This is a genomic window from Flavobacterium sp. GSA192, from assembly GCF_006386525.1.
Lineage (GTDB): Bacteria > Bacteroidota > Bacteroidia > Flavobacteriales > Flavobacteriaceae > Flavobacterium > Flavobacterium commune.
The window spans coordinates 28,966-45,182 of sequence record NZ_VAHC01000005.1 but is presented as its reverse complement, the minus strand read 5'-3'; the positions used below and the strand labels follow the sequence as shown (position 1 = coordinate 45,182).

The 16,217-nt window shown below is 33.6% G+C and carries 17 protein-coding genes; 10 read left to right on the top strand and 7 right to left on the bottom strand.

Annotation, left to right across the window (positions count from 1 at the left end; genetic code table 11):
• Window positions 1-101 precede the first annotated feature (101 nt).
• Complete coding sequence (locus FDM27_RS11135; protein ID WP_410503845.1) at window positions 102-1,670, top strand: ATP-binding protein; 1,569 nt, start codon at window positions 102-104, stop codon at window positions 1,668-1,670.
• On the opposite strand, the gene FDM27_RS11130 is transcribed toward FDM27_RS11135, so the two are convergent.
• A complete protein-coding gene (locus FDM27_RS11130; protein ID WP_140486506.1) occupies window positions 1,671-2,168 on the bottom strand; it encodes a metallophosphoesterase family protein in 498 nt (165 codons plus the stop codon).
• Between the two features lie 235 nt (window positions 2,169-2,403).
• Here FDM27_RS11130 and truA point away from each other — a divergent pair, with 235 nt between their 5' ends.
• The 3 genes from truA to FDM27_RS11115 all read left to right on the top strand — a co-directional run bounded on the left by truA (window position 2,404) and on the right by FDM27_RS11115 (window position 5,806).
• On the top strand, window positions 2,404-3,174 hold the full coding sequence (truA, locus tag FDM27_RS11125) for a tRNA pseudouridine(38-40) synthase TruA (protein WP_071183614.1): 771 nt from the start codon (window positions 2,404-2,406) through the stop codon (window positions 3,172-3,174).
• A gap of 86 nt (window positions 3,175-3,260) precedes the next feature.
• Entirely contained in the window at window positions 3,261-5,015 is a 1,755-nt protein-coding gene (locus tag FDM27_RS11120; protein ID WP_071183615.1) for an ABC transporter ATP-binding protein, read from the top strand.
• 5 nt (window positions 5,016-5,020) lie between these two features.
• Window positions 5,021-5,806 (top strand): ABC transporter ATP-binding protein, encoded by a 786-nt coding sequence (locus FDM27_RS11115; protein WP_140486504.1) that lies wholly within the window; start codon window positions 5,021-5,023, stop codon window positions 5,804-5,806.
• Window positions 5,807-5,895: 89 nt separating this feature from the next.
• Here the strand turns inward: FDM27_RS11115 and FDM27_RS11110 are convergent, their stop codons facing one another.
• The 5 genes from FDM27_RS11110 to FDM27_RS11090 all read right to left on the bottom strand — a co-directional run bounded on the left by FDM27_RS11110 (window position 5,896) and on the right by FDM27_RS11090 (window position 9,464).
• A complete protein-coding gene (locus FDM27_RS11110) occupies window positions 5,896-6,360 on the bottom strand; it encodes a tRNA (cytidine(34)-2'-O)-methyltransferase (protein WP_140486502.1) in 465 nt (154 codons plus the stop codon).
• A 22-nt stretch (window positions 6,361-6,382) separates the two neighbouring features.
• A complete protein-coding gene (locus FDM27_RS11105; RefSeq protein ID WP_140486500.1) occupies window positions 6,383-6,967 on the bottom strand; it encodes a pseudouridine synthase in 585 nt (194 codons plus the stop codon).
• Window positions 6,968-7,032: 65 nt separating this feature from the next.
• Complete coding sequence (locus tag FDM27_RS11100) at window positions 7,033-8,433, bottom strand: hypothetical protein (protein ID WP_140486498.1); 1,401 nt, start codon at window positions 8,431-8,433, stop codon at window positions 7,033-7,035.
• Window positions 8,434-8,444: 11 nt separating this feature from the next.
• Entirely contained in the window at window positions 8,445-8,996 is a 552-nt protein-coding gene (locus FDM27_RS11095) for an RNA polymerase sigma factor (RefSeq protein WP_071183620.1), read from the bottom strand.
• A gap of 57 nt (window positions 8,997-9,053) precedes the next feature.
• Entirely contained in the window at window positions 9,054-9,464 is a 411-nt protein-coding gene (locus tag FDM27_RS11090; RefSeq protein WP_140486496.1) for a hypothetical protein, read from the bottom strand.
• A 148-nt stretch (window positions 9,465-9,612) separates the two neighbouring features.
• Here FDM27_RS11090 and rmuC point away from each other — a divergent pair, with 148 nt between their 5' ends.
• Both rmuC and FDM27_RS11080 read left to right on the top strand, forming a co-directional pair.
• A complete protein-coding gene (gene rmuC / locus FDM27_RS11085) occupies window positions 9,613-10,980 on the top strand; it encodes a DNA recombination protein RmuC (protein WP_140486494.1) in 1,368 nt (455 codons plus the stop codon).
• 111 nt (window positions 10,981-11,091) lie between these two features.
• Window positions 11,092-11,634 (top strand): YceI family protein, encoded by a 543-nt coding sequence (locus FDM27_RS11080; RefSeq protein ID WP_071183622.1) that lies wholly within the window; start codon window positions 11,092-11,094, stop codon window positions 11,632-11,634.
• A gap of 2 nt (window positions 11,635-11,636) precedes the next feature.
• Here FDM27_RS11080 and FDM27_RS11075 read toward each other — a convergent pair whose 3' ends face one another.
• Window positions 11,637-12,551, bottom strand: coding sequence for a TIGR01777 family oxidoreductase (locus FDM27_RS11075; RefSeq protein WP_140486492.1), 915 nt, complete (start codon window positions 12,549-12,551; stop codon window positions 11,637-11,639).
• Window positions 12,552-12,661: 110 nt separating this feature from the next.
• Here FDM27_RS11075 and FDM27_RS11070 point away from each other — a divergent pair, with 110 nt between their 5' ends.
• Genes FDM27_RS11070 through FDM27_RS11055 form a run of 4 tightly spaced genes read left to right on the top strand, consistent with a single transcriptional unit; the run spans window position 12,662 to window position 16,210 of the window.
• Window positions 12,662-13,321: a TetR family transcriptional regulator C-terminal domain-containing protein gene (locus tag FDM27_RS11070; protein ID WP_071183624.1), complete on the top strand. Its 660-nt coding sequence runs from the start codon at window positions 12,662-12,664 to the stop codon at window positions 13,319-13,321.
• Window positions 13,321-14,622 (top strand): ABC1 kinase family protein, encoded by a 1,302-nt coding sequence (locus FDM27_RS11065; RefSeq protein WP_071183625.1) that lies wholly within the window; start codon window positions 13,321-13,323, stop codon window positions 14,620-14,622. Before FDM27_RS11070 ends, FDM27_RS11065 begins: the two co-directional genes overlap by 1 nt.
• A complete protein-coding gene (locus FDM27_RS11060; protein ID WP_071183626.1) occupies window positions 14,622-14,750 on the top strand; it encodes a DUF2256 domain-containing protein in 129 nt (42 codons plus the stop codon). The genes FDM27_RS11065 and FDM27_RS11060 overlap by 1 nt, the downstream gene beginning before the upstream one ends.
• Window positions 14,732-16,210 carry a cryptochrome/deoxyribodipyrimidine photo-lyase family protein gene (locus tag FDM27_RS11055; RefSeq protein WP_071183627.1) on the top strand — a complete coding sequence of 493 codons (1,479 nt, stop codon included), beginning with the start codon at window positions 14,732-14,734 and terminating at the stop codon, window positions 16,208-16,210. The genes FDM27_RS11060 and FDM27_RS11055 overlap by 19 nt, the downstream gene beginning before the upstream one ends.
• Window positions 16,211-16,217 lie beyond the last annotated feature (7 nt).

Here is a 16,217-nt window from a genome sequence, read left to right as displayed (position 1 = left end):
GCTTGTTATTACTACTTTTTTTAAGTACGACTAACCTATTTTCACAGGCAGAAAATTTGCAAAAACAAACAAAATCTTTAGCACAAAAGGCTACACTATTAATGAAAAACGAGAATTACGAAAAATCATTAATTCTTTCCAGACAAGCCTTAAGCCAAGCTATAGTACTAAAAGACAATAATTTAATCGCAGCATGTTACAACACCATTGCTGCTAATTTTGACCAGTTAGCCGAATTTGAAAAAGCTTTATTTTATTATAAAAAAGGACTTATCTATGCTGACAAAACCAACAATAATCATCTTAAAAACTGGATCAACAATAATTTGGGAAACATTTATTGTTTTGATAAAAAAGAATATGCCAAAGGAATTTATTATTATAAAAAATCATTAGAATACAGCAGCAAAATTGCCGATTCCTCTGAAATTCTTTTCACAAAACTCAATATTAGCTGGGCTTATTTTGACATTGGAAAATTCAACAAAGGACTTCCTTACTTAAAATACATCAATAAACACCATAAAATTCATGGTGATGAAACAACTATTGTGGCACTAAATATGCTCAACGGTATGTATTACTCCCACGCTAACAATCCCCAAAAAGCACATTATTATTTTGAAAAAGCCATCGAATTAGGACAAAAAAGCAATGAAAAATCTGATTTATCTTTTGCTCATCAGGAATATTCTAAATTTTTATTCAAGATAAAAAAATTCAAAAAAGCCTATGAAAATCTTTATGCTTACAACGAACTTACCGCAAAACTTAATGATGAAGAAAAATTAAAAAAAATTAATATTGCCGGAATCAATCTGGAAATTGATGAATACAAAAGAGAAATTGACAACATTAAAACAGAATACAAAACCAGTCACCAAATTTTATTAGAAAAACAATCTAAAAACAAATTTATCAGCATCATCATAATTACGATATTACTCCTTTTTATTGTTTTTTCATATTTGTATTTTCAAAACAAACAACTGAAACAAACTAACAACCTCAAAGATATTGAAAGTAAAATTCAGGAAAACATCATTACAGCTTCGATTAACGGACAAGAAATGGAGCGCAAAAAAATCGCTTCGTTCTTGCATGACAATATTAGCGCATTACTTTCTTCGGCGGCCATGCACCTGACTATTTTTTCTACAAAAAACCAGAGCAATAGCGAGGAAATTACAAAAACAAAGGCTATCCTTATCCAAACACATTACAAAATCAGAGATTTATCACATCGTCTCTTACCAACTTTATTGGCTCGTTTTGGCTTATTTTATGCCTTAAATGATTTATGCGAAATGAATTCTAATTCAACCATTCATTTTCATTATTCCAGTGATGTTTCGGACGAAACGCGCTATGATGAAGATTACGAAATGAAAATGTATTTTATTGTTAGCGAATTATTAAACAACATTACCAATCATAGCGAAGCTAATAAAGCAAAACTGCATTTAAAAGAACTCAACAAACAACTGCATATTGTAGTAAAAGACAACGGCGTAGGATTCGAAATCAACCAATACCAAACCATAGAGGGATTTGGATTAAATCAAATTAAAGCCCGAATTAACACAATGGAAGGAAAGTTTACTATTATTTCTAAACCCAATCAAGGAACCACAATTGAAATTATCGCTCCTATTGATTACAAAAGTTAATCAGACTCTTTTTTCAATTTCGATAATTTCCAAATCTTTGATTTTATCACCTTCAATTACAAAACGCAGCATTGTACGCACTTGATGAAAACCACTTTTACCACAAGCTCCGGGATTCATGTGTAAAAGATTGTGTTTTTTATCAAACATAACTTTTAGAATGTGCGAATGCCCACAAATAAACAATTGTGGTGGATTAGCCGTTATTTCGGCTTTTATATTAGGATTGTATTTACCCGGATAACCACCAATATGTGTAATCCAAACCGATACTTCTTCGCACATAAAACGATTGTGTAACGGAAATTCCAAACGCGCCTGGGCATCATCAATATTACCATAAACAGCTCGCAACGGCTTGAATTTTTTAATAGTATCCGTTACCTCCAAATCACCAATATCTCCCGCATGCCAAACCTCATCGGCTTGTTGTACATATTTTAAAATAGCATCATCAATATGACTATGGGTATCCGAAAGCAAAAGTATTTTTTTCATTTTCTTCGAGTCTAAGATTCTCGGATGCTAAGGTACTTAGGTTTTCCTTAGGTTCAAAAAAAGATAATTTCAAAGTTTTAGGTACAAAATCAGCAGCGAATACTTTTTAAAAGCGAATGTCCTGTTATCAAATGCGTCATCAGGCATCTCTTAACAAAAACTTAGTATCTTAGTCACTAAGCACCTTAGTTACTTTTTTGTACCTTTGAAATCCTTAAACTTTGAGATTAAAAACTTGAGATATTTTATAAAATTAGCCTATAACGGAACACCATATCATGGTTGGCAAATTCAGCCTAATGCCGCTTCGGTACAGGAAACACTGAATAAAGCTTTTTCGGTTCTATTAAGTTCCGAGATTAACCTTATGGGTGCCGGACGCACGGATACCGGGGTTCATGCCCGAGAAATGTACGCTCATTTTGATTTTGAAGCAGCTTTTGACATTCCAAAATTAATTCACAAACTCAATTCTTATCTTCCTAAAGATATTGTTATTTATCAAATTTTCCCTGTTGACAGTGAAGCACACTGTCGTTTTGATGCGACTAAAAGAACTTATGAATACCATATCAATGTTTTTAAAGACGCTTTTTCACAAGAACAAAGTTGGTATTTCCATCAAGAATTAGATGTTGATTTAATGAATAAAGCAGCAAAACTATTACTTAACCACACTGATTTTCAATGTTTCTCTAAGGTAAAAACAGATGTAAACACATTTGATTGTACTATTTTTGAAGCTTACTGGACTCGAGGCGGAGCCGAACAGAGCGAAGCTAAACAGGAAGGAAACAAACTAATTTTTACCATTTCAGCCAATCGATTTTTGAGAAATATGGTACGCTCTATAGTTGGAACCTTGATTAATATTGGTTTACACAAAATAACATTAGCCGATTTTAATACAATTATCGAAAGTAAAAGCAGAGAAAAAGCGGGATTTTCGGTACCGGCTCACGGATTGTATTTAACTAAAATTGAATATCCTTATTTAGACAATTAGTACTTAGTACCTAGTCCTTAGTTTTAAATTCTAAAAACTAAGGACTAGGTACTAAAAACTAAGAGCTAAAGGACTAAAATAAAAAAATGAAAGCAAAAGCATTTGACACTCGATTATTCAAACGAATACTACAATATACAAAGCCATACCAATGGCGTTATAACGGTGTGGTTATTTTTGCCATTTCCTTATCTGTTTTTGCAGCTTTACGCCCGTATTTATTAAAACGAACAGTTGATGATTATATTCAGACTGAAGATGCTCAAGGACTTTTATTTTACGTTAGCTTGATGGGAATTGTGCTTTTACTGGAGGTTTTTTCTCAATTTTATTTTGTGTATTGGGCAAACTGGCTGGGACAGGATATTGTCAAAGACATTCGCATTAAATTATTCAAACACATTTTGAGTTTCCGAATGAAGTATTTTGATTTGGTTCCTGTAGGCCAATTGGTAACCCGTTCAGTTTCTGATATTGAATCTATTGCACGTATTTTTAGTCAAGGTCTATTCATGATCATCAGTGACTTGATGAAAATGGTCGTGGTACTCCTTTTTATGTTTTACATGAACTGGAAACTGACCTGGATTGTAATTATTGCTATGCCAATTTTAGTCTTTATTACCCGAATTTTCCAACGCAAAATGCAGGTTGCCTTTGAAGAAGTACGAACGCAAATTGCCAACATGAACACTTTCGTTCAGGAACGCGTTACCGGAATGAAGATTGTACAACTGTTCAACCGTGAAGAAATTGAATCGGAAAAATTTAAAGACATTAACGAAAAACATCAAAATGCCTGGATAAAAACCATTCTTTACAACTCCATCTTCTTCCCTATTGCCGATATTATTTCGTCACTAACACTTGGATTTATTGTGTTGTACGGAGGAATCAAAATCCTGAATGGCGATAATTTTACCACTTTTGGAGATTTGTTTTCTTATACCATGTTCATCGGGATGTTATTCAACCCTTTGCGCCAAATTGCGGATAAATTCAACGAGATGCAACTGGGAATGATTGCTGCCAATCGTGTTTTTGAAATTATTGACACCCAAGATCAAATTCAGGATACCGGGAAAATTGAAGCGCCTGTTTTTGATGGAAACATTCAATTTAAAGACGTTCGTTTCAGTTATATTGAAAATGAAGAAGTAATAAAAGGTATTGATTTAAGCGTAAACTCTGGCGAAACAATTGCAATTGTAGGTTCAACCGGAGCAGGAAAATCAACTATAATCAACTTATTGAATCGTTTTTACGAAATAAAAAGTGGTACCATTTGCATTGATAACGAGAATATTGAAAACTACACTTTGAGTTCGCTTAGAAAACAAATTGCAATCGTTTTACAAGATGTATTCTTATTTGCAGATACCATTTACAATAATATCACGCTCAACAATCCTGAAATTACAAGAGAGAAAGTGTATGCTGCCGCAAAAGAAATAGGCGTTCATAATTTTATTATGAGTTTACCTGATAATTATGATTTTGACGTAAAAGAACGCGGTGTGATGTTGTCTTCAGGACAACGCCAACTGATTGCTTTTTTAAGAGCTTATGTGAGTAATCCAAGTATTTTAATTTTGGACGAAGCAACCTCATCAATCGATACCTATTCGGAAGAATTAATTCAGCGTGCCACTGAAACCATAACTAAAGGAAGAACATCGATTGTTATTGCCCACCGACTGGCAACTATTGTCAATGCTGATAAAATTGTGGTTATGGACAAAGGATTAATTGTGGAAGAAGGAACGCATCAAGAATTAATTAACAAAGAATCCGGTTACTATAAAAACCTTTACGATTCTCAATTTTCATTAGTAGAATAATTAAAATGAGTACTTCCAACATCATATTACAAGCGAAGCAAATAAGCATTGGCTATACTCATAAAAAAGAGCAGACTGTTATTGCTTCTAATATTGATTTGACCTTAGAAAAAGGCAAACTCATTGCTTTAGTTGGTGCTAACGGTATTGGAAAATCAACCTTATTACGAACCATTACCGGAATCCAAAAAACGATTAATGGAACTGTTTTCTTGAACGGAAAAAACATTCACGAAATGAATGCTTTGGCTTTAGCCAAAAACTTAAGCGTTGTCTTAACCGAAAAATTACCACCAAGTAATCTAACCGTTTTTGAATTAGTCGCCTTAGGCAGACAACCTTATACCAACTGGATTGGCACCTTAGCTGATGAAGATATTGAAAAAGTAAACCACGCCTTAGTGCTTACGCAAATTGAACATTTGGCTTCCAAAAGACATTATGAAATAAGTGATGGACAATTACAAAAAGTGCTTGTAGCAAGAGCGCTGGCACAGGATACTCCGCTGATTATTTTAGACGAGCCCACCACCCATTTGGATTTACTGCACAAAGTAGCCTTATTCAAACTTTTGAAAAAACTCACTCAGGAAACTCAAAAATGTATTTTGTTTTCAACCCACGATATTGATATGGCGATTCAACTGAGTGACGAAATGATCATCATGACTCCTGAAACTGTAGTCCAAGATGAACCTTGTAATTTTATTTCAAAGGGAAGTTTCAATACCTTGTTCAAAAACGAACATATTGTTTTTGATGCTACAAAAGGAAAGTTTGTAATTAGTTAGTTTTTTTAAGTCCTTAGTTAGTAGTTCCTAGTCCTTAGTTTTGAAATCTTTTTTCTATATTCTAAAATCTATTTTCTGCCTACTGAAATCTATTTTCTGCCTACTGAAATCTGTCTCTTCGCTTCTCCAACCACAAAAGCCACCGAATTAGCAATATTAAAACTTCGAATTAAAGAAGACATCGGAATTGTCAATTGATTCTTTTTATCGAATAACTCCAGAAATTCTTGACTCAAACCAACGCTTTCTTTACCAAAAACCAACCAATCTCCATCCTGAAATTCATTTTCCAAATAGGATTTTTCAGCATGGGAACTCATCAGGAAAACACGGGATTGATCAGGAACCTGAGCCATCCATTCGGCTACATTTTGATATTCAGTAACATCAAGATGCACCCAATAATCTAAACCGGAACGTTTCAAATTTTTATCGTTGATTACAAATCCAAACGGATGAATCAGATGCAAACGGCTTTCGGTTCCTACACACAAACGACCAATATTTCCAGTATTATTAGGGATTTCAGGTTCTACTAAAACGATGTTAAGCATTATTATTGATTTGTTTATTCTGTTATTGATTATTGTCATTGCTATTGAAATTTTCAACTTCAATCACTTCTCCTGATTGCAAATTGTTCAAATGTACATTGCCAATCCGCACACGCACTAAACGCAAAGTAGGAAAACCAACAGCCGATGTCATTTTTCGCACCTGACGAAATTTTCCCTCATTAACTGTTATCGAAGCCCAGGAAGTAGGACCATGACGTTCATCACGGATTTTCTTACCTCTTGCGCCAAAATTAGGGATTTTGTGAATCAATCTGGCTTCGCAGGGTTTTGTAATGTATTTAGTTCCATTAAAACCTATTTCGACTCCTTTTTTTATTTCGTCAATAGCTGTCTGAGTAATGATACCATCCACCTGAACATAGTATTCTTTATCGACTTTTCGGGAACGAATGTACTCACTCATTTTTCCATCAGTAGTCAACAACAATAAACCTTCGGAGTCTTCGTCTAATCGCCCAATAGCCATTGTCCCTTCGGGAAAATCATGTAATTCCCCTAATAATTTCTTTTTTCGTTTCAATTCGTAAATAAACTGACTCAAATAACCATAGGGTTTATGAAGAATAAAATGATGATGCGACATGCTAAAAGATGAAATTTGCGCAAAAATACACAAATCAGCGCAGTGTTAACCCATTTTGAAACGAATTAAAAAGACACATTTAATCCAAAATTAAAAATCAACTGGAATTGATTGAAATTTTGATTTTGCGCAGGCTGGGTATAATAATTCATTCCGGGCTCTACAAAAACTTTTGTCTTTTTGAATAATTCATATTGCAAAGTACTACTCAAAACCGTTCCAAAAACGACCTCATTTATATCCTGATTTTCCCCTATGGAGCTATTGTCGAGCAAGACTTTATTAGAAATTGCTTTTCCCACAAAGCCTCCGGTATTCATATTAATATGTGTTTTTCCCTTGTTTAAAATCGAATAAGAAATCTCTATTGGCATTTCCAGATATTGTACGCGTTGCGATAAATTTCCGGTTTCGTAAAAATTATTACTACTCAATACATTTTTAGAATTATCGGCTGTTTTTGGGATAAACAAATAATTTGTATTGGCAACAATTGAACCTTTTAACTGAGGCGCACTCATGGGTTCTTTAGCAATACTAACCAGACTTTTAGCCGAATTAACATAAGAAACATTAGCCAGTTGCTGCCCCAATTCACTCACTTTCAAACCAGTGCTTACCGCCCAGCGACGATTGAGTTTGTAATTAGTTTTCACTCCATAGCTGTGTCCTCTTTGAGATTCAATTGTATTTCCCAAGGATTTTTGATTCTTGATGTTTTGCGAATTGTTTATTCCTGCAAAAAGCTGTAACGACCACTTATCTGTTGTTGAAACTGTTTTGTCTTTCTTTTGCAGTTCTTTTTCTATTGCAGCCAACTCATTTTCTTTTTCTTCAATTGTTGCCGATTTTTCTTTTATTTTATCTTCGACAGCTGATTTTTCAACTATCTTTTTATTTTGTTCCGCAATTGGATTTGGCTGAGTCAAAACTGCTTTTTCAGCACTTTTGATTTCTTTTGATTGAGGTATAGTCTCATTTTTATTAGCTGAAACAACTGTGTTTGGGTTTGTAATTACCGCTACAGCCGCTGTATTTGAATTGGTTATTTTTCGATTATTCAAATTAATAACAGATGATTTTGCGTTAGTTACAGGCTCTTGTGTTTTAGTTTCAACAGTCGCATTTGAATTTGAAAATGGCTTATCCAAATCATTCTTTGCTGCTTCTGCTTCATTCGCAACATTTTCTTTTTCCTGAGCGTTTGTTGATCCTGACTGATTGACCACTCCGTTTTTAGATTCATCAGGTATTGTTATCGAATTGGTATCAGGATGAGAATAAAAAGTAGCCAAAAGTCCTAATCCAACAACTAAAGTTGCTGCTATAGACCACCAGAAAGGAAATCTCTTTTTAGTTTTCGAATTATCTAATTTCTCCTCAATTCCTTTCCATAAATCATCCGGAGGAGTTTTAGAAAAATCTTCTAACGAAGAAAATAATTTTTCTATATTATCTTTTTTCATAACTGCTATTTTTAAGCATCCTTTGAAGCCATTAACGCTAATATTTTCTTTTGTAAATTACTTTTTGCCCGATTCAAATTGGATTTAGAAGTTCCTTCGGAAATATTCAATAAACTGGCAATTTCTTTGTGTTTCATTTTTTCGAAAAAATAAAGATTAAAAACCAGTCGGTATTGATCGGGTAAATGCTGAATGAATTCTAATAATTTTTCCTGGGGTATCGAAAATGAATCTATCTCCTGTTCTTCATCAACAAAATCTTCCTGATGGAGTACATCCAAAAAAGGCATTTCCCTTTTTCTCTTATTGAGGGTCTCTATCAGTTTATTGATAAAAATACGTTTCAGCCAACCTTCGAAACTGCCTTCAAACCGATACTGACTTATTTTTTGAAAAGCAATTACAAATGCTTCCTGAAAAACATCTTTGGCATCCTCTTCATTCTTCATGTATTTGATGCAAAGACCATACAATACAGGAGCAAACAACTGATAAATCTTCTGTTGTCCTCCTCTATCATTTTCAATACATTGCCTTATATAATGCTCTATTGGTTCTTTCAAAAAATAACTCTTAAAAACGGTTTAACGCTAACAAATTTAAACATTCATAACTTAAAATTACTTTGTATAAGTCAAAACATAGCCATCAACAAAATTATCCTGAATACTCAAACGCCGCTTGTCTATATACTGAATCACATAACTCATCTCACTAAAAGTCAGCAAATAATGCTCTTTATGGTCTAAAAAACTATTTCCTTTTGCTATTTTGTAGGTATAATTTCCTGTTTCAATATCATTAGTAAAAACAGTAACTTTTTTATTGGCTGCAAAAACTAATTTTTTATTTACTCCTGTGGTTTTTGGCGTTATTATTTCCTTTCCGCTAATTCCTCCTTTAGATTCCTGCCAATACCAGGTTCCCACAATAGCACTACTATCCTGAGTATTCTTTCCGTCATTTGTCAAAGAACAGAAAGTAAGAAAGAGCATCAAAACACTCCAGAATAAATGCTTAACTTTTCTCATACCGCTACTTTGTTTACTATTAAATAGACAAGCCATTCTAAAAATGGTTGCGTGAAAAGTTTAAAAAAAAACAATTTGATTCGAATAAAAAAATGCTCAAAATCGGCATTAATCTCTATTTTTGCGTACTTACTTATAAACTTTAGCCATGTCTGATTTGTTTCCGTTTTTATTGTCTTTTATTGTTGCGCTCGCCATTGGAATTTTTATTGGAAAATTGATTTTTTCTGCCCGTTTTCAGTCCGAAAAAACAAGTTTAGAAGAAAAACTAATTGCCCTAACTTCGCAAATCAATCAATTGAAAGAGCAATTTTCGAATGACAAAATGCAATTCGAAAAACAATTAGCAATCATCAATCAGGAAAAAGAAGCCATCAGAAACGAAAAAGACAGTCTGGCAATCCAGCTTTCGAAAAAAGAAGTCGATTTTGAAAATCTTTGGGAACGAAATAAAGAACAAAAAGACGAAGTGGAGAAATTACAGGAAAAATTCACCAAAGAATTCGAAAATCTGGCCAACAAAATATTAGACGAGAAATCAAATAAATTTACCGAACAAAATAAAGAAAACATGAAAAATATCCTGTCGCCTTTACAGGATAAAATTCAGTTATTCGAAAAGAAAGTCGAAGACACCCACAAAGAAAGCATCGATTATCATGCGGCTTTACGCCAACAAATTTTAGGCTTACGCGAAATGAATATTCAAATGAGCAAAGAAACCCTGAACCTGACTAAAGCCTTAAAAGGAGACAGTAAAATGCAAGGAAACTGGGGCGAATTAGTCTTAGAACGTGTTCTGGAAAAATCAGGTCTGGAAAAAGGGCGTGAATACGAAGTACAGCAAAGTTTTGCTACCGAAGATGGAAATCGTGTGATTCCTGATGTCGTGATTAATTTACCCGATGGAAAAAAAATGATTGTGGATTCTAAAGTTTCGTTGACCGCTTATGAAAAATACATCAATGAAGAGGAAGATGATTTAAAAAGCAGCTATTTAAAAGAGCATGTCAATTCCATCAAACGCCACGTGGAGCAACTAGGCAACAAAAATTATCAGGATTTGTACCAAATTGAAAGCCCTGATTTTGTACTGCTTTTTATTCCTATCGAACCCGCTTTTGCCATCGCTTTAAACGAAGACACCAGTTTATACAATAAAGCATTCGAAAAGAATATTGTAATTGTAACTCCTGCCACTTTATTAGCCACTTTGCGCACTATAGACAGTATGTGGACTAACCAAAAACAACAGGAAAACGCACTCGAAATTGCGCGTCAGGCCGGAGCTTTGTATGATAAATTTGAAGGTTTTGTAGCCGATTTAATCAAAATTGGAAAGAAAATCGATGAAACCAAAATTGAATACAGCGGTGCCATGAACAAACTGGTTGAAGGAAGCGGAAACCTGATTACCAGAGTTGAAAAACTCAAAAAAATGGGTGCTAAAGCAAAAAAAGCACTTCCGGAAAGTATTATTGCAAGAGCAAAAAAAGATGATAATCTAATAGATTGAAATTAATAGATAAAAAGCATTAAAAAACGTTATTCTACTTCATTTTCACTGCAGTTTTATTAGGATTTTTTGACTTTTTTTTCTAACTTTAAGTAGAAAAATGAAGCTGCCATGAAAAATTTTCTACTCGCATTTTTATTTATTTTCAGTATTTCCATAGTTGCTCAGGATAAAAAAACAGTAACTAATGGAAACATTACTTTTGAAGCATCAGTTCCTTTTTACGAAGCTGTTGAAGCGGTAAACAATCAGGTTATTGGAACTTTAAATACAAAAAACAATAACATTCATTTTATTGTATTCATCAAAGATTTCAAATTTGAAAGAAGTTTGATGCAGGATCATTTTAATGCCAATTATATGGAAAGTAAAAAATATCCCAAAGCCGTTTTTAAAGGTGGGATTGAAAAATTTTCCGCCAACAAAATCAATACTACTCCGGGGCGTTATTACATCAAAGGAAAAATCCAGATTCATGGCGTAACTAAAAACATTAGAGTTCTTGCATTAATTCATAAAACGGCTACTAATTCAATTGCTGTTCAATCACATTTCTCATTGAACACAGAGGATTTTAAAATTGAAATTCCTTTTATAGTAAAAAACAAAATTTCTAAAACGGTTAACGTAGCATTAAACGTCGATTTAAAGTAATTTTATTTTAACAAACACTCTTTGATTGCGGTTTCTAAATCCTCATGCTGAAATTGAAAACCCAATTGTTTTATTTTTTCATTCGAAACTCTTCTGCCTGTTAGAACCAGTTTTGACATTTCTCCCAGAGCTATTTTTATTAGCATTGGAGGCACATTAGGCAACCAAATTTTGTATCCGTAAACTTTTGCCAATATTTTAGAAAATGATTCATTAGTAGTATCATCCGTAATTGCAGCATTATAAGCTCCTGAGAACATCGGATTTTTTATGGCTTCCAGGTAAATTTGACACAAATCGTCAACATGAATCCAAGGCATGTATTGCTTTCCTGTACCTAAAGCAGAACCCAGTCTTAATTTGAAAATAGGAACTAACTTTTTCAGAAAACCATCCTCTTTTCCTAAAACTAAACCAGTACGAATTTTAACGGTACGAATTCCTAGTTTTTCAAATTGATTTGCTGCTGCTTCCCATTTTTGACAAGTCAATCCTAAAAAATCATTTGCAGGCTGCATATTTTCATTACAAATTGCCCGACCATTAATTGCTCCGTAAATCCCCACTGCCGAAGCCGAAACAAAAGCTTCCAGATTCTTATTCCATTTTAATAATGAATTGTAAATTAATTGTGCGGCCTGTTCTCTACTGGATAAAATCTCTGCTTTGCGCTTTTTAGTCCAGCGTTTTTCACCAATATTGGCTCCAGCCAAATGAATGACAAAATCAGCCCTTTGAATCGCTTCTTCTTCAATAAACTGCTTTTCCACATCCCACTTATAATAAAAAACATTGGCAGTATTTACTCTTTTACTTCTACTCAAAACAGATACCGAAAAACCATTTGCAACCAGCAAATTAGTCAAATGCCTGCCTACAAATCCGGTTCCGCCAGTAATCAATACATTCTTTTTCATTACAATAGTTTTTACATCTTAACCAAAGATAAAAATATTTTGTTTAACATTAACACAAAATCATTAAACATTTTAGTATCTTTATAAACCAATAAAAAACAGAAAGCAACATGGCAACTAAAAAAACAAAAATAAGCAAAGAGTCCATTGTCTCCATGTATATGGATGCTACTTTAGAAAACAATGAGAAACCAAAATCAGTATATCAATTCACTAAAAATCATGGATTTACAGAAACAGAATTCTATTCATTTTTTGGAACTTTAGAAAGTATTGAAAAAGAAATTTACAATCAGTTTTTTGAAAAAACCATCGAATTATTACACAAAGACAGTAATTACGAATCATACGATATGAAAAGTAAACTACTGAGCTTTTATTTTACTTTTTTCGAATTGCTCACTGCTAACAGAAGTTATGTAAGCATGAGTTTGAATGAAGACAAAAATCAGTTAAAAAACCTGATGAAACTTTCAGGATTGAGAACCCACTTTAAAAAATTTATTGCAGAAATAACTACTGATGACTTCCGAATTCAACAAGAAAAAATTCAGAATTTTCAAGAAAAAGCTATTCAGGAAACGGCTTGGATACAATTTTTATTTACACTGAAATTTTGGCTCGAAGATGGATCAGCAAATTTTGAAAAAACAGACATTTTTATCGAAAAATCGGTAAAACTAAGTTTCGAATTACTGAATACCGCACCTATCAATAGCATTATCGATTTTGGGAAATTTATTTTTAAAGAAAAAATGCAAGCTAAATAATGAAAACAATCGACTACATTCCAACTTCAAAAATTGAGCGAGCTACAAAACTGGTACAAACAGGAGCTAAAGTAGGCGTGAATTACCTGAAATATTACGGCGAAAAAATGGTCAATTCTGATTTGAGTCGCGATAAACTCAATGAAGAAAATGCCGAAGATATTTATGATGGACTAAAAAGTTTAAAAGGTAGCGCTTTAAAAGTTGCCCAAATGCTAAGCATGGACAAGAATTTCCTGCCACAGGCTTATGTTGAGAAATTTTCTTTGTCCCAATTTTCAGTTCCTCCCCTTTCGGCTCCTTTAGTATTGAAAACCTTCAAGAATAATTTTGGCAAAACGCCTTATGAAATTTTTGACGAGTTCAATCCAAATTCGGTTAATGCGGCGAGTATTGGTCAGGTGCATTTGGCGGTAAAAAACAACAAAAAACTGGCGGTAAAAATCCAATATCCGGGTGTTGCCAATAGTATTTCGTCCGATTTGGCTTTGGTAAAACCTATTGCTATCCGAATGTTTAATCTACAAGGAAAAGATTCTGATAAATATTTCAAAGAAGTCGAAGACAAACTAATTGAGGAAACCAATTATTTATTGGAACTCAAACAAAGTCAGGAGGTAGTGGATGCTTGCAAAAAAATTGATAATCTGGTTTTCCCGGAGTATTATCCTGAATATTCTTCAGAGAAAATCATCACGATGGATTGGATGACTGGCGTTCATTTATCGGAATTTAAAAATTCAGATCCTGAAATTGCCAATAAAATTGGTCAGGCTTTATGGGATTTTTATATGTATCAAATTCACATTTTGAAAAAAGTTCATGCCGATCCACATCCCGGAAATTTTCTGATTAATGACAAAAACCAATTGGTTGCTCTTGATTTTGGTTGTATGAAACAAATTCCAACTGATTTCTATATTCCGTACTTTGAGTTAATCAACAAGGAAGTGATTGATAACCAAAAGCTTTTTAGAGAAAAATTATTCGAATTGGAAATTCTTAGAACCGATGACAGCAAAGAAGAAATTGCCTATTTCACGCAAATGTTCTATGATTTGTTATCGCTGTTTACTAAACCCTTTCAAACGGAAACCTTCGATTTTTCGGATGAAGTATTCTTTGAAAACATAGCACAATTGGGTGAACGTTTTTCTAAAGACACCAATCTTAAAAAAATGAATGGGAATCGCGGTTCGAAACATTTTATTTACATGAACCGAACCTTCTTTGGTTTGTACAACCTAATGTTTGATTTGAAAGCAGAAATTGTGGTGAATGCTTTCGAAAAATACAAATAATGAAAAAAGAAAATCTTCCGTCAAAAATATGTTTGGTTTGCAAGCGACCTTTTAATTGGCGGAAAAAATGGGAAAAAGTTTGGGATGAAGTCAAATATTGTAGTGAAAAATGCAAAAGGAACAAATAAATGTGGTTTGGTTTAAAAGAGACCTTCGTTTACAGGATAACGAAGCGATTTTTAATGCTGTACAGTCAGGTAAACCTACATTGTTGTTATATGTTTTTGAAAAATCTTTGGAAAATGATCCACATTATAGCCCAAGGCACTGGAATTTTATCAAACAATCTCTTGTTGACATCAATAAACAATTAAAAAAATCAAATACCCATGTTTTGGCAGTAACTTCAGAAGTGAATGCTGTTTTCAATACGCTTCAGGAATTCTACAAGATAGATACTGTTTTTTCGCATCAGGAAACCGGTTTAAAAATCACTTACGAAAGAGATAAAGCTTTCAAACGATTTTGTAAAAACAATCAAATCAATTGGGTCGAGAATATTAACAATGGAATTTTCAGAGGATTGAAAGACCGAAACGATTGGGTTTCTAAATGGGAAAAATACATGAACGCTCCCCTATTTATTTTTGATCCGAAAGCAGAAAATTTTCTCTCCTCGGAAGCAATAAATGAACTCGAAAAGACATTAGAAAAAACGAATTTAGAAACTATTCCAGATACTGTTTTCCAAAAAGGGGGCAGTGCAATGGGCTATAAATATTTAGAAAATTTCCTTGAAGAACGCTATTACAATTATAGTTCACATATCTCAAAACCTGTATTAGCGAGAAGAAGTTGCAGCAGATTATCTCCTTACATTGCCTGGGGAAATCTATCATCCAGACAAGTTTTGCAAAAAGTGGCAACGTTTAGATTGACTTGCAGCCATAAAAAACAAATCGATTCTTTTGTATCCAGACTTACCTGGCAGGCACATTTCATTCAAAAATTTGAAATGGAAGAAATCATGGAGTTTGAAAGTATCAACAAAGGCTTTCATTTGCTAAAAAAGAAAATCAAACCCGATTATATTTCAGCATGGAAAACAGGACAAACAGGATTTCCGCTAATTGATGCTTCAATGCGCTGCCTGAATGAGACCGGTTATCTGAACTTTAGAATGCGCGCCATGTTAGTTTCATTTTTCACACATAATTTATGGCAGCCCTGGCAGGAAGCGACACAACATTTATCACAAATGTTCTTGGATTTTGAACCCGGAATTCATTTTCCACAGTTGCAAATGCAGGCCGGTGAAACCGGAGTCAATATGTTACGCATTTACAATCCCATAAAAAACAGTTACGAGCACGATCCTGATGGTGAATTTATAAAAAAATGGGTACCGGAATTAAGTCATTTGCCAACAGCATTTGTACACGAACCCTATAAAATGACTTATTTAGACCAAAAATTTAACAATTTTGAAATAGGCATCAACTATCCGAAACCAATTGTTGATATGGAACGGACACGAAAATTTGCCAGTGATTTTTTATGGAAAATGAAAAAGAATCCATTAGTAAAAGAAGAAAGTTTCCGTATCCTGAAATTACACACCATGGCGGATATTGGCGATAATGAATAATAATTAA

What these genes read in the sequence shown, in the direction of transcription:
- FDM27_RS11105 (WP_140486500.1), bottom strand. Translation starts at nt 6,967, where the DNA reads ATGTCGCATCATCATTTTATTCTTCATAAACCCTATGGTTATTTGAGT.
- FDM27_RS11115 (WP_140486504.1), top strand. Translation starts at nt 5,021, where the DNA reads ATGAGTACTTCCAACATCATATTACAAGCGAAGCAAATAAGCATTGGC.
- FDM27_RS11080 (WP_071183622.1), top strand. Translation starts at nt 11,092, where the DNA reads ATGAAAAATTTTCTACTCGCATTTTTATTTATTTTCAGTATTTCCATA.
- FDM27_RS11120 (WP_071183615.1), top strand. Translation starts at nt 3,261, where the DNA reads ATGAAAGCAAAAGCATTTGACACTCGATTATTCAAACGAATACTACAA.
- FDM27_RS11060 (WP_071183626.1), top strand. Translation starts at nt 14,622, where the DNA reads ATGAAAAAAGAAAATCTTCCGTCAAAAATATGTTTGGTTTGCAAGCGA.
- rmuC (WP_140486494.1), top strand. Translation starts at nt 9,613, where the DNA reads ATGTCTGATTTGTTTCCGTTTTTATTGTCTTTTATTGTTGCGCTCGCC.
- FDM27_RS11110 (WP_140486502.1), bottom strand. Translation starts at nt 6,360, where the DNA reads ATGCTTAACATCGTTTTAGTAGAACCTGAAATCCCTAATAATACTGGA.
- FDM27_RS11090 (WP_140486496.1), bottom strand. Translation starts at nt 9,464, where the DNA reads ATGAGAAAAGTTAAGCATTTATTCTGGAGTGTTTTGATGCTCTTTCTT.
- FDM27_RS11055 (WP_071183627.1), top strand. Translation starts at nt 14,732, where the DNA reads ATGCAAAAGGAACAAATAAATGTGGTTTGGTTTAAAAGAGACCTTCGT.
- FDM27_RS11065 (WP_071183625.1), top strand. Translation starts at nt 13,321, where the DNA reads ATGAAAACAATCGACTACATTCCAACTTCAAAAATTGAGCGAGCTACA.
- FDM27_RS11075 (WP_140486492.1), bottom strand. Translation starts at nt 12,551, where the DNA reads ATGAAAAAGAATGTATTGATTACTGGCGGAACCGGATTTGTAGGCAGG.
- FDM27_RS11130 (WP_140486506.1), bottom strand. Translation starts at nt 2,168, where the DNA reads ATGAAAAAAATACTTTTGCTTTCGGATACCCATAGTCATATTGATGAT.
- FDM27_RS11135 (WP_410503845.1), top strand. Translation starts at nt 102, where the DNA reads ATGAAAAACGAGAATTACGAAAAATCATTAATTCTTTCCAGACAAGCC.
- FDM27_RS11070 (WP_071183624.1), top strand. Translation starts at nt 12,662, where the DNA reads ATGGCAACTAAAAAAACAAAAATAAGCAAAGAGTCCATTGTCTCCATG.
- FDM27_RS11100 (WP_140486498.1), bottom strand. Translation starts at nt 8,433, where the DNA reads ATGAAAAAAGATAATATAGAAAAATTATTTTCTTCGTTAGAAGATTTT.